The 12,561-nt window shown below is 62.2% G+C and carries 13 protein-coding genes; 10 read left to right on the top strand and 3 right to left on the bottom strand.

The window, feature by feature from the left end:
• Positions 1 to 7 precede the first annotated feature (7 nt).
• Positions 8 to 958, top strand: a complete 951-nt coding sequence (locus tag GQ59_RS17030) for an isoaspartyl peptidase/L-asparaginase family protein (protein ID WP_037083404.1) — start codon at positions 8 to 10, stop codon at positions 956 to 958.
• A 74-nt stretch (positions 959 to 1,032) separates the two neighbouring features.
• Here the strand turns inward: GQ59_RS17030 and hppD are convergent, their stop codons facing one another.
• Positions 1,033 to 2,148, bottom strand: coding sequence for a 4-hydroxyphenylpyruvate dioxygenase (hppD, locus tag GQ59_RS17025; protein WP_037083402.1), 1,116 nt, complete (start codon positions 2,146 to 2,148; stop codon positions 1,033 to 1,035).
• Positions 2,149 to 2,272: 124 nt separating this feature from the next.
• Between hppD and GQ59_RS17020 the strand changes: the two genes are divergently transcribed.
• Positions 2,273 to 2,752: an Lrp/AsnC family transcriptional regulator gene (locus GQ59_RS17020; RefSeq protein ID WP_037083631.1), complete on the top strand. Its 480-nt coding sequence runs from the start codon at positions 2,273 to 2,275 to the stop codon at positions 2,750 to 2,752.
• Here GQ59_RS17020 and GQ59_RS17015 read toward each other — a convergent pair.
• Positions 2,749 to 3,225: a MarR family winged helix-turn-helix transcriptional regulator gene (locus GQ59_RS17015; protein WP_037083397.1), complete on the bottom strand. Its 477-nt coding sequence runs from the start codon at positions 3,223 to 3,225 to the stop codon at positions 2,749 to 2,751. The two genes, GQ59_RS17020 and GQ59_RS17015, sit on opposite strands and share 4 nt — an antisense overlap.
• Positions 3,226 to 3,304: 79 nt before the next feature.
• On the opposite strand from GQ59_RS17015, the gene hmgA reads away from it, so the two are divergent.
• The 3 genes from hmgA (at position 3,305) to maiA (ending at position 6,407) form a co-directional block, all read left to right on the top strand.
• A complete protein-coding gene (hmgA, locus tag GQ59_RS17010; protein ID WP_037083395.1) occupies positions 3,305 to 4,669 on the top strand; it encodes a homogentisate 1,2-dioxygenase in 1,365 nt (454 codons plus the stop codon).
• An 86-nt stretch (positions 4,670 to 4,755) separates the two neighbouring features.
• On the top strand, positions 4,756 to 5,772 hold the full coding sequence (locus GQ59_RS17005) for a fumarylacetoacetate hydrolase family protein (protein WP_037083394.1): 1,017 nt from the start codon (positions 4,756 to 4,758) through the stop codon (positions 5,770 to 5,772).
• Positions 5,772 to 6,407, top strand: coding sequence for a maleylacetoacetate isomerase (gene maiA / locus GQ59_RS17000; RefSeq protein ID WP_037083393.1), 636 nt, complete (start codon positions 5,772 to 5,774; stop codon positions 6,405 to 6,407). Before GQ59_RS17005 ends, maiA begins: the two co-directional genes overlap by 1 nt.
• Here maiA and GQ59_RS16995 read toward each other — a convergent pair.
• A complete protein-coding gene (locus tag GQ59_RS16995; protein WP_037083629.1) occupies positions 6,404 to 7,042 on the bottom strand; it encodes a TetR/AcrR family transcriptional regulator in 639 nt (212 codons plus the stop codon). The genes maiA and GQ59_RS16995 overlap by 4 nt on opposite strands.
• A gap of 294 nt (positions 7,043 to 7,336) precedes the next feature.
• On the opposite strand from GQ59_RS16995, the gene GQ59_RS16990 reads away from it, so the two are divergent.
• The 5 genes from GQ59_RS16990 (at position 7,337) to GQ59_RS16970 (ending at position 12,560) form a co-directional block, all read left to right on the top strand.
• Positions 7,337 to 7,900, top strand: a complete 564-nt coding sequence (locus GQ59_RS16990) for a TRAP transporter small permease (RefSeq protein WP_037083390.1) — start codon at positions 7,337 to 7,339, stop codon at positions 7,898 to 7,900.
• Between the two features lie 10 nt (positions 7,901 to 7,910).
• Positions 7,911 to 9,191, top strand: a complete 1,281-nt coding sequence (locus GQ59_RS16985; RefSeq protein WP_037083388.1) for a TRAP transporter large permease — start codon at positions 7,911 to 7,913, stop codon at positions 9,189 to 9,191.
• Positions 9,192 to 9,264: 73 nt separating this feature from the next.
• Entirely contained in the window at positions 9,265 to 10,278 is a 1,014-nt protein-coding gene (locus GQ59_RS16980) for a TRAP transporter substrate-binding protein (protein WP_037083386.1), read from the top strand.
• A 61-nt stretch (positions 10,279 to 10,339) separates the two neighbouring features.
• The gene (locus GQ59_RS16975) at positions 10,340 to 11,200 is read left to right on the top strand and encodes a shikimate dehydrogenase (protein ID WP_037083384.1); all 861 of its coding nucleotides are present in this window, start codon (positions 10,340 to 10,342) and stop codon (positions 11,198 to 11,200) included.
• A 211-nt stretch (positions 11,201 to 11,411) separates the two neighbouring features.
• Positions 11,412 to 12,560, top strand: coding sequence for a M20 family metallopeptidase (locus GQ59_RS16970; protein ID WP_037083383.1), 1,149 nt, complete (start codon positions 11,412 to 11,414; stop codon positions 12,558 to 12,560).
• Position 12,561 lies beyond the last annotated feature (1 nt).

Raw genomic sequence — 12,561 nt, 5'->3', positions numbered from 1 at the left:
GGGACCGATGGGAAAGATTGCACTGGCGATCCATGGCGGCTGCGGCGTCATGGCAAAGCTCGACCTGAGCGACGAGGAATGGGCGGCCGCCCGCGTCGATCTCGGCCGGGCGCTGAAAGCCGGCTGGGACGTGCTGGCGACAGGCGGTGCGGCGCTCGATGCGGTGCAGGCAGCCGTGGTTGTCATGGAGGATTCGCCGCATTTCAACGCCGGTTACGGGGCGGCGCTCAACACCAACGGCAAGCATGAACTCGACGCGTCGATCATGGACGGGCGCACGCTTGAAGCGGGCGCCGTGACGCTGGTGCGGCGCATCCGCAATCCGATCAAGGCGGCCCGCAAGATCATGGAAAAGGGCGACGCGATCCTGCTTGGTGGCGATGCGGCCGACGATTTCGCCTGCGAGGCCGGGCTCGATATGGTCGAGCCGGACTATTTCACCACCGAACGCCGCATCAAGGCGCTGGCGGCGATCAAGGCGCATGCGATGGCCGGCACGGCGGCGAAGGCGAGCGAGGCGGAAAAACACGGAACCGTCGGCGCCGTTGCGCTCGACGGTGCCGGGCATCTTGCGGCTGCCACCTCGACCGGCGGCTACAACAACAAGCCGGAGGGCCGGATCGGCGACACGCCGATCATTGGCGCGGGCACCTATGCGCGTGACGGCGCCTGCGCCGTCTCGGGCACCGGCAAGGGCGAATATTTCATGCGATATGCAGTCGGCCACGAAGTAGCGGCCCGTGTCTCTTATCTCGGCGAGAGCCTTGAAAAGGCGGCTTCCAAGGTCATCCAGGAAGACCTGAAGCAGCACAATATCGGGGCCGGCCTCGTGGCGGTCGGCGCCGACGGTTCGATTACGGCACCTTATAACACCGACGGCATGTTTCGTGGCTGGGTGACCCCGGAGGGCGAATTCTACGTCGCCACCCATGCCGAGGTTTTTCCGATCAAGCCCTGAACCGGCAGAGCTTTCGACACGAAAAGCCCGGCGGAGTGACCGCCGGGCCTTGCACCCCTCCGGAGCTGCTCTTGTTATTCGGCGGCTTGCTGCGGCTTCAGCACGCCGCGGCGGATCTGATCTTCCTCGATGGACTCGAAGAGGGCGCGGAAATTGCCCTCGCCAAATCCTTCGTCGCCCTTGCGCTGGATGAACTCGAAGAAGATCGGGCCGATCACCGTCTTCGAGAAGATCTGCAGCAGGATCTTGGTCATGCCGCCGTCGATCACGCCTTCGCCGTCGATCAGGATGCCGTGCTTCTTCATGCGGTCGATCGGTTCGTCGTGGTCGTGCACGCGGGTGCCGGACATTTCGTAATAGGTATCCGGCGGTCCGGGCATGAATTTCAGCCCGTTGTCGGCGAGCTTGTCGGTCGCTTCGTAAATGCCGTCGGTGCCGACAGCGATGTGCTGGATGCCTTCGCCCTTGTACTTCTTCAGGAACTCCTCGATCTGGCTGGTCTCGTCCTTGGACTCGTTCAGCGGGATGCGGATCTTGCCGCAGGGCGAGGTGATCGCCCGGCTTACCAGGCCCGTGATGCGGCCGTCGATGTTGAAGAAGTGGATCTGCTTGAAATTGAAGAGCTCGCGGTAGAAGTCCCACCACTTGTCCATGTTGCCGCGATAGACGTTGTGGGTCAGGTGGTCGAGATAATAGAAACCGACGCCTTCCGGCTTCGGGTTCTTTTCGCCGAGCCATTCGAATTCGGCCTCGTAGGCCGAGCCTTTTGCGCCATAGGTCTCGATGAAATAGAGGAGCGAACCGCCAATGCCGACGATGGCCGGCACGTCGAGCGTCTTGTCCTTGCCTTCATAAGGCGTCGCGCCCTTGGCGACCGCGTGGTCGAAGGCGTGCTTGGCGTCGACGACGCGCCAGGCCATGGCCGGCGCGCAGGGGCCGTGTTCATCGACGAAGCGCATCGCATGGCTGCCGGGCTCGGCGTTGAGGATATAGTTGATGTCGCCCTGGCGCCAGACGGTGATGTTCTTCGACCTGTGCTTCGCCACCGGCTTGTAGCCCATGCGGGTGAACAGCTCTTCCAGCTTCTGCGGTTCCGGATGGGCGAATTCGACGAATTCGAAACCGTCGGTCCCTGCCGGGTTGTCGGCGGTGATCTGCGAAACCGGTGCGTCGTGCGGGAAAGGACCCATGGCAAATTCCTCCTGTCATTCGCTGATCATGATGATGCAGGACGGGCGCATTGTGCTTGCAATCTTGGCGGTGTTCTGCTGGATTTGTGCATGGAGTGTGCGGATTGCAGGAGTTGCATGCACGATGGACGCGCTGGATGGATATGACCTGAAGATCTTGAGCCACCTGCAGATCGACGGGCGGCTGACCAATAACGAATTGTCCGAGCTCATCGCGCTGTCCCCATCGCAATGTTCGCGCCGGCGGGCGCGGCTCGAAGGCGAGGGGTACATCCAGACCTACCGGGCGCATCTGAACCGCCAGAAGCTTGGCCTCGACCTCCTGGTGGTGATCGCCGTGACGCTCGCAACGCATAACCGCGACAATGCCAAGCGGTTCGCGCGCCTCGTCGAGGACCTTCCGGAAGTGCTCGAATGTTTCTCGCTGACGGGCGAGATGGATTATCACCTGAAAGTGGTGACGCGGGACCTGGCGGGCCTCTCCCATTTCGTCAATGACATACTGCTGCCGCACGAGAGCGTGCAGCACGTCAAAACATCGATCGTTCTCAGCGTGTTGAAGGATTTTGGTGGGATTCCGATTCAAAAGCCTGCCAAGGCTTAGAGATCGTCCGGCTCCGGTTGTTTTCCCTTGCCTGAGCGGCGGATGACCTCCTCGATTGCCGTAAGACCGGTCGACAAAGCCTCGATGCCGCTTTCGCCGATTTCCACCTCCAGTTCGGTCTGGTAGCGGCGGGCGAGCTCGATCAGTTCCCGGTAGGCCTGCTGGCCGGCAGCCGTGAGTTCCAGGTGTTCGAGACGCCGGTCCGCATCGTCCTGGCTGCGTTTCAGCCAGCGGCGTTGTTCGAGCGCGAAGACCGCGCGGCTGACCTTGGTCTTGTGCATGCTGGAATGAATGCCGACCGCCTTCGAGGTCATACGGCCCGAACTGCCGAGCGCGGCAAGCGTGCGCCATTCCGGCCGAGTCAGACCGTATTTCGCCTTGTAATGCGCGGCAAAGCGCAGGCCGACGAATTCGGCGGCTCGGTTGAGCCTGTAGGGGAGGAACTGTTCGAGTTCGAAACTATCGGTCGTCATATCATTGATGGGGCGTTGATGGTTACAAAATTGATGGTTACATTTGCAACCATATCGTCGCCATGGGAGGAAACAAGCCATGCTGGACAAGGTCGATCCGAACGCCGCGCAGTTTACCGGGGCGAATGCCGAGACGCTCGCCTATATGCCGGGCTTCGGCAATGATTTCGAAACCGAGAGCCTGCCAGGCGCCCTGCCGCAGGGCCAGAACAGCCCGCAGAAATGCAATTACGGGCTTTATGCCGAGCAGCTCTCCGGCTCGCCGTTCACCGCACCGCGCGGCACCAACGAGCGCTCCTGGCTCTACCGTATCCGCCCGAGCGTGCGGCATACCGGCCGGTTCACGAAGATCGATTATCCTCTGTGGAAGACGGCACCGCATGTCGCCGAACATTCACTGGCGCTCGGCCAGCTCCGCTGGAGCCCGCTGCCGTCACCTCACGAGCAGCTGAACTTCCTCGAAGGCGTCCGCACCATGACGACGGCGGGCGATGCGCTCTCCCAGTCGGGCATGGCGGCGCATGTCTATGTCTTCAACAGCGACATGGTGGACGACTATTTCTTCAATGCCGACGGCGAGATGATGATCGTGCCGGAGGCGGGTTCGATCCGCGTCTTCACCGAGCTTGGCAAGATGGATCTGGAGCCTTCGGAGATCTGCATCATCCCGCGCGGGACCATGTTCAAGGTGACCCGGCTCGGCGAGGAAAAGGTCTGGCGCGGGTATATCTGCGAGAATTACGGCGCCAAGTTCACCCTGCCGGATCGCGGGCCGATCGGCGCCAACTGCCTTGCCAATCCGCGCGATTTCAAGACGCCGGTGGCGGCCTATGAGGACAAGGAGACGCCCTGCCGGGTGCATGTGAAATGGTGCGGTTCCTTCCATGTGACCGAGATCGGCCATTCGCCGCTGGACGTGGTTGCCTGGCACGGCAATTATGCGCCCTACAAATACGACCTGCGCACCTTCTCCCCGGTCGGCGCCATTCTCTTCGACCACCCAGATCCGTCTATCTTCACGGTTCTCACCGCGCCCTCTGGCGAAGAGGGAACCGCGAATGTCGACTTCGTGATCTTCCCGCCGCGCTGGCTGGTGGCCGAGCACACGTTCCGGCCGCCCTGGTACCATCGCAACATCATGAGCGAATTCATGGGCCTGATCTGCGGCCGCTACGACGCCAAGGAGGAGGGTTTCGTGCCGGGCGGCATGAGCCTGCACAACATGATGCTGCCGCACGGGCCTGACTTTACCGGCTTCGAAAAGGCCTCGAACGGCGAGCTCAAACCCGTCAAGCTCGACAATACGATGGCGTTCATGTTCGAGACCCGTTTCCCCCAGCAGCTCACCAAATTCGCGGCCGAACTGAAGACCCTGCAGGATAATTACGTGGATTGCTGGTCAGGTCTCGAGCGAAAGTTCGACGGCACGCCGGGGATCAAGTGAGGCGGTGCTACATTACGGTTGCCTTCTGGCGCGATCTCCTCACATTCTGAGGGCAATACCAACGATAAAACGGGAAACACTCATTCATGAAGCTCGCGACACTGAAGGACTCCACCCGCGACGGCCGCCTGGTCGTCGTCTCGAAGGACCTGACCGAATGCTCGGAGGTCGGCCATATCGCCCGCACGCTCCAGGCCGCGCTCGATGACTGGGCCTATGTCGGCCCGCGGCTCGAACGGGTCGCGGAGGGTATCGAGACCGGTTCGCAGCCGACCATCCGTTTCCACGAACATGATGCCGCATCGCCGCTGCCGCGCGCCTACCAGTGGGCTGACGGGTCTGCCTACCTCAATCACGTCGAACTGGTGCGCCGGGCGCGCAATGCGGACATGCCGGAGAGCTTCTGGACCGATCCTCTGATGTATCAGGGCGGTTCCGACAGTTTCCTCGGCCCGCGCGATCCGATCCCGCTTGGCGACGAAGCCTGGGGTGCGGATATGGAGGGCGAAATCGCCGTGATCGTCGGCGACGTGCCGATGGGAGCTACCGTCGATGAAGCGCGGGAGGCGATCCGCCTCGTGTTGCTCGTCAACGACGTGTCGTTACGCGGGCTGATCCCGTCCGAACTCGCCAAGGGATTTGGCTTTTTCCAGTCGAAACCGTCCTCGGCGTTTTCGCCGGTCGCGGTCTCGCCGGACGAGCTGGGTTCCGTCTGGGATGGCGGCAAGCTTTCGCGGCCTCTGAAGGTCGATCTGAACGGCAAACCTTTCGGCCGGGCCAATGCGGGCATCGACATGACCTTCGATTTCCCGCAGTTGATCGCCCATGCGGCGAAGACCAGGCCGCTGGTCGCGGGCACGATCATCGGTTCGGGTACCGTCTCCAACAAGCTCGACGGCGGCCCCGGCAAGCCGGTTGCCGATGGCGGGGCCGGCTATTCCTGCATCGCCGAAATCCGCACCATTGAGACGATCAATCTCGGCGTGCCGAAAACGCCGTTCCTGCATTTCGGGGATACGGTGCGGATCGAGATGAAGGACGACAAGGGTCATTCGATCTTTGGCGCGATCGAGCAGACCGTGACGAAATACGAGAAGGCTTGATGAGCGATACGGTGCTCTACGATTACTGGCGGTCATCGGCGAGCTACCGGTTGAGGATCGCCCTCAACATGGTTGCGGAGACGTTCCGGTCGGTGCCGGTCGATCTGCTCGCCAAGGCGCACAAGTCGCCGGAGCATCTTCATCGCAATCCTCAAGGGCTTGTTCCGATGCTGGAAATTGACGGGCACAGCTTCACCCAGTCGCTCGCCGTGATCGAATATCTCGACGAGACGCGCGGCGGGGCTTTCCTGCCGGGAGATTCCGTCGGCCGGCAGCGGGTGAGGGCGCTCTCTTATGTCATCGCCATGGAAATCCACCCGGTCTGCAATCTCAACGTCACGGGCCACGTCATGTCACTGACCGGTGGCGGCGACGAAACCCGGGTGGCCTGGATGCGGAAGTTCATCGGCGAGGGGCTGGCCGCCTTCGAGGCACTGCTCGGTTCCCCATCGACGGGCACATTCTGTCACGGCGACCGGCCGAGCATGGCGGATATCTGTCTCGTGCCGCAGGTCTACAATGCGCGGCGATGGGGCGTCGATCTCTCGGGTTGCCCGAAACTTGTCGAGATCGCCGACCGCTGCGCCGAGCTGAAACCGTTTGCCAACGCCCATCCCGACAAGGCGGTTCGCTAGGTTTTCAGGTAGCTGATCACCGCGTCGGCGATCATGCCCTTATGGCGTTCCATGGTCGCCGGTTCCGAAAGGTCGCGGCGGAAGATCGTGCCGAACGTATAGCGGTTGGAGACGCGGAAGAAGCAGAAGGCGCTGATCAGCATGTGAATGTCGATCGGGTCGGCTTTGCGGGCAAAAACGCCGGCCGCGATACCGCGATCAAGGATCGCGGCAATCGTCTCGATGACCGAGACGTTCAGGTCTCGGATCGCCTCGGACCGCAGCATATGTGCGGCGTGGTGGATGTTCTCAATGCTGACCAGCCGGACGAATTCCGGATTCGCCTCGTCATGTTCGAAGGTCGTCGAGATCAGCACCCGCAGCGCTTGTTCCGGGGGCAGGTTGGAAAGCTGCAGGTCTTCTTCCAGCGTGCGGATCTTGCGGTAGGCTCGCTCGAGAACGGCGAGGTAGAGCCCCTCTTTGCTGCCGAAGTAGTAGTAGATCATCCGTTTCGAGGTGCGGGTTTTCTCCGCGATCGCATCGACACGGCCGCCGGCGAGGCCATGGGTCGTGAACTCCTCCGTCGCCACATCCAGGATGTCTTCCTGGGTGCGTTGCGGGTCGTTTTTCCTGCCGTTTTCGCGTTTCGCCGCCATCCCCGAATCCGCCTTCACCGTTTCGTCCGCCATGCTCACAGAAACAGGCCTTGTGGACAACCGATTGTCCACATCGAATTTTCGCATTTGTTCCAAAGTCATAATGGGCCTGTGGGAGGCTTTCAATAGATCGCGCTTGACATACGCACTAGTTCGTACATTTTATCCGAATTGCCGGTCGATCCCTGAGGAGGCGGTCCCGGCGGAGGTTATCTCGTCAAAGGACCGATTGGCCAGCCGCATCAGCGGAGGCCGCTATCGACATCCGGTGACGGAAGCCTTGGGAGGACGGAAGTGACACGAATCATCGATTTCTATTTCTTCGCGCTGAAGGTCGTCATCGCCCTGCTTCTGGCAGGCATGGTGGTGCTTGTCTTTGGCAATGTCGTGCTGCGTTATGCCTTCAATCAGGGGATCACCGTTTCGGAAGAGCTGTCGCGCGTCTTCTTCATCTGGCTGACGTTTCTCGGTGGCGTCGTTGCGATGCGCGAACACGGCCACCTCGGTGTCGATTCGCTTCTGAAGCGGCTGCCGCCGACAAGTGCCAGGATCGCAGTGCTGATGGGGCAGGGGCTCATGCTCGTCGCCACCTGGCTGTTGATCAGCGGAAGCTGGACGCAGACGCTGATCAACCTGCCCGCCACCATGCCCGCAACCGGCATTTCGATGGGCTGGTTCTACGGCGCCGGCCTTGCGTTCGGGGTTCCGACCTTCCTCATCATCCTCTGGGACGCCTTCCAGGTGGCAACCGGCCGCATCGATATCGCGACTGCCCAACTGGTGCGCGACAGCGAGGAGGAGGTGGCTCTCGACAACCATCCGGAAGCCGCGGTCGCCGCCGGCGTCCCCAAGGCCTGAGGAGAGACCGATGACGCTCACCATTTTCCTCGGCGCCCTTCTTGGTCCCATGGCGCTCGGCGTGCCGATCGCGTTTGCGCTGATCCTCAGCGGCGTGGCGCTGATGATGTACATGGACATCTTCGACGCCCAGATCGTCGCGCAGAACGTGCTGAACGGCGCCGACAGCTTTCCGCTGATGGCCGTTCCCTTCTTCCTGCTTGCCGGCGAGGTGATGAATACCGGAGGCCTGTCGAAGCGTATCGTCAATCTCGCCATGGCCCTGGTCGGCCACGTGCGCGGTGGTCTCGGTTTCGTGGCGATCTTCGCCGCCTGCGTGTTGTCGAGCCTTTCGGGTTCGGCGGTGGCGGATGCCGCTGCGCTCGGCGCGCTTCTTTACCCGATGATGATCAAATCGGGCCATGATCCGGCGCGGACCGGCGGACTGCTGGCATCGGCTTCGGTCATAGGGCCGATCATCCCGCCTTCGATCGGCTTCATCCTCTATGGCGTCATCGGCGGCGTCTCGATCACCAAGCTCTTCCTCGCAGGCATCGTTCCCGGCCTGCTGATCGCATTGGCGCTCTGCATTACCTGGCTGATCGTCGCCCGCAAGGAGCAGTTCGAACTGCCCCCGAGACAGAGCCGCGAGGTGCGCATCAAGGCGCTCGTCGACAGCATCTGGGCGCTGATGCTGCCGGTGATCATCATCGTCGGACTGAAGTTCGGCGTGTTCACGCCGACCGAAGCCGGCGTCGTCGCCGCCGTCTATTCGCTGTTCGTCTCGATGGTCGTTTATCGCGAGCTTGCGCCTTCCGAACTCTTCAGCGTCTTCGTGGCGGCTGCGAAGATCACCGCGGTCGTGATGTTCCTCGTCGCCTGTGCCGCGGTTTCGGCCTGGCTGATCACGGTTGCCGACGTACCCGGCGATCTCGTCGCGCTGCTCGAGCCGCTGATGGACAACCAGACGCTGCTGCTGCTCGCGATCATGGTGCTGATCGTCCTGGTCGGTACCGCGATGGACATGACGCCGACCATTCTGGTGATGACGCCGGTGCTGATGCCGATCATCAAGCAGGCGGGCATCGATCCCGTCTATTTCGGCGTGCTTTTCATCATCAACAACTCGATCGGCCTGATCACGCCGCCGGTGGGTACGGTACTCAACGTCATCTGCGGCGTCTCCAAGCTCTCGATGGAAGACCTGATGAAGGGCGTGATGCCCTTCCTGATCGCCGAACTGATCGTTCTCTTCCTTCTCGTCCTCTTCCCGCAACTGGTGACCGTGCCGGTCGCCTGGTTCGGGCGGTGAGGCCGGGAAGCTTCTGTAACCTAGTGCATATCAACCGGCCGTGGGGGTCCCCGGCCATCAGTGGGAGGAAAACATGTTCAACACGATGATGAAACTGGCGCTCGGGATCGCCTTGCCGGTGATGCTGTTTGCCGGCACGGCATCCGCCGAAGTCCGCGCGCATGCGCTGAAGTTCGCGGCTGCCAACAACAAGGGCCATCCGCAAGTCACCGGCATGGAAAAATTCGCCGAGATCGTCAAGTCGAAGAGCGGCGGCAAGATCGACGTCAAGCTGTTTCCGGGCGGCGTGCTCGGCGGCGACGTGCAGACCGTCTCCGCGCTGCAGGGCGGCGTGGTCGAGATGCTGGTGCTGAATGCCGGCATCCTGTCGAGCAACGTGAAGGCGTTTGGCGCCGTCGACCTGCCGTTCCTGTTCAACAGCGGGGAAGAGGCCGACAAGGTCATGGACGGCGCCTTCGGCAAGAGCCTTTCCGAAAAGCTGCCGGCGACCGGTCTCGTGGGTCTCGCCTATTGGGAACTCGGCTTCCGCAACCTCACCAATAATCGCCGCGCGGTCACCAAGCTCGAAGACATCAAAGGCCTGAAGATCCGCACGCTGCAGTCGCCGATCCCGATCGAGCTGTTCAACAGCCTCGGCGCCAATGCCGTGCCGCTCCCTTATACAGAACTCTACACCGCGCTTGAAACCGGTACGGTCGACGGCCAGGAAAATCCGTTCGCCAACATCATCAACGCCAAGTTCTACGAAGTGCAGAAGTACCTGACGGTCACCCGCCACCAGTACAATCCGCAGATCGTGCTGATCAGCAAGAAGTTCTGGGACGGCCTTAACGACGAGGAAAAGGGCATTCTCCAGTCGGCTGCGACCGAAGCCCGCGACTTCCAGCGCAAGGTTTCCCGAGAAGCGGACGCCAAGGCGCTCGACGAGATCAAGAAGACCGGCATGCAGGTCACCGAACTCAGCCCCGCTGAAACCCAGAAGATCCGCGATGCCGTGAAGCCGCTGATCGACAAGTTCAGCGCCGATGTGGGTGCCGATACCGTTTCGCTGCTCTTCAAGGAACTGGACGCCGTCCGCAAGAAGTAACATCCGCGCCGGCCCGTCTTCCGGCGGGCCGGTCCTTCCACCGAAACGAGGCGCGATACCCATGGCCGAGACATTGCTGAAACCCTTGAAGGCCGGCCTGATCGGCGCCGGCATCCAGGCGTCGCTGACGCCGGCCATGCATATGAAGGAAGGCGCAGCTCAAGGCTTTCGCTACGAATATGAGCTGATCGATCTCAATCTGCTCGGGTTGACGCCCGGCAGCCTGCCTGAACTCCTGGATGATGCGGAAGCACGCGGGCTGATTGGCCTCAACATCACACACCCCTGCAAGCAGCTGGTCATTCCCTATCTCGACGTACTCTCCGACGAGGCGAGGGCGCTCGGCGCCGTCAACACGGTGGTGCTGAAGGACGGCAAGCGATTTGGCCACAATACCGACTGGTGGGGTTTCGCCGAAAGTTTCCGCCGCGGTCTGCCGGGGGCCGATCTCAGCGCGGCGGTTCAGATCGGCGCCGGTGGCGCAGGCGTTGCGACGGCCTATGCGATCCTGTCCCTCGGCCTCAAGGCACTCACGGTGTTCGATCGCGAGCCAGATCGGGCCGAGCAGCTTGCCCAAACGATGTCCGCACTCTTTCCGGACGCCTCGATACAGGCGTCATCCGATATCGCCTCGGCGATGCAGGACGTCTCGGGCATTATCCATGCAACGCCGACCGGCATGGCAAAATACCCGGGCCTGCCGCTGCCGCCGGAACTTCTCCAGTCGCATCACTGGGTAGCGGAGATCGTCTATTTCCCGCTCGAAACCGAGCTGCTGAGCGTTGCCAGCCAGCGCGGCTGCCAGGTGTTGAACGGCGGCGGCATGGCCGTCTTCCAAGCAGTTGGCGCCTTTCAGCTGTTCACCGGCCGGGAGCCGGATGCCGCCCGCATGCTCCAGCATTTCGAAGCACTGACGGCCTGAAGCAAAATCTTCCGGCCCGCTCGTCACATAGTCGCGCGCGGCAGCGCCGTTCTGGCCCAGGCGCGCGACCGAGGTGCCCCATCCGGGGCGCCCCGCGATTTTGCCGGTTATCTCGGCAGGGGGTCTGGCGATCCTCTCTTGGCGGGCTATAGTGGCCGGGCCGCACCGTCCGCGGCATCATCCCCCCCGAAGAACGCCCAGGGTTACTACCATGACGCTTGCCATTTCCGCCAAGGACATCGACGACAAGGCTCTCATCGACGAGTTGAAACAGTGGGTCGAGATCGAGACGCCGACACCGGATGCCGCGGCTGTCAACGTATTGGCGGATCGGGTTGAGGCGATCGGCAAGGCGGCTGGTCTGGAGACGGAACGGGTGCCGGGCACGCTCGGTTTCGGCGATATCCTGTCGATCCGATCGCCGCGCCCGGCTGGCGGCAACGAAAAGACCGTTTTGGTACTGGCGCATCTCGATACCGTGCATGCGGTCGGCGTGATCGACAACCAGCTGCCGCTGCGTCAGGAGGAGGACAAGCTCTATGGCCCCGGCATCTACGACATGAAGTCCGGCGCGCTGATGGCGCTCGAGGCGATGAAGCTCGCAGTCAGGCACGGCAGCAGGATGCCGATCGACCTGATTTTCGTGCCCGACGAAGAGATGGGAAGCCTGTCGTCGCGCGCTTTCATGGAAGAGGCGGCGAAGAATGCAGGTTATGCGCTGGTGGTGGAACCCGCCCGCGATGGCGGCAAGATCGTCATCGCCCGCAAAGGGGTCGCCATGTATGATGTCGCCGTGCGGGGACATGCCTCGCACGCCGGTACAAGGCCGCAGGACGGCCGCAGTGCCATTCGCGCAGCCGCCCGGCTGGTTCTGGAGCTTGAGGCGCTCAACGACACCGAGCGCGGCGTTACGGTCACGGTCGGGACGATCCAGGGTGGAACGGGCCGCAACACCGTGCCGGCGGAATGCCGTCTGCAGGTTGACGTTCGTGTTCCCGACGATGTGATCGCCGCGGAGATCGCCGGCAAGATCGAGGCGATGAAGCCTGTCGATCCGGATATCACCTTTGGAATCGAAGGCCAGATGAACCGTCCGCCATTCGCGCAGTCGGATGAAGGCAAGCGCCTTTTCGATGTCGCCGCAGAGATCGCCGACGGTCTCGGCATCGCGCTGGAAGGAGTGACGACGGGCGGCGGCTCGGACGGCAATTTCACGGCAGCGCTCGGCGTGCCGACGCTCGACGGGCTCGGTGCAGACGGTGCCGGCGCGCATACGTTCAACGAGCATATCTTCGTCAGCAGCGTTGCGCCGCGCACCGCCCTGCTAGCCAACCTGATGATCTCGCTGGACGCGAGATAAC

Origin of the sequence: Neorhizobium vignae (genome assembly GCF_000732195.1) — a bacterium.
In the GTDB taxonomy this organism is placed as follows: Bacteria; Pseudomonadota; Alphaproteobacteria; order Rhizobiales; family Rhizobiaceae; genus Neorhizobium; species Neorhizobium vignae.
The sequence above is the reverse complement of the archived record's forward strand: the minus strand, read 5'-3'. Positions and strand labels throughout refer to the sequence as shown.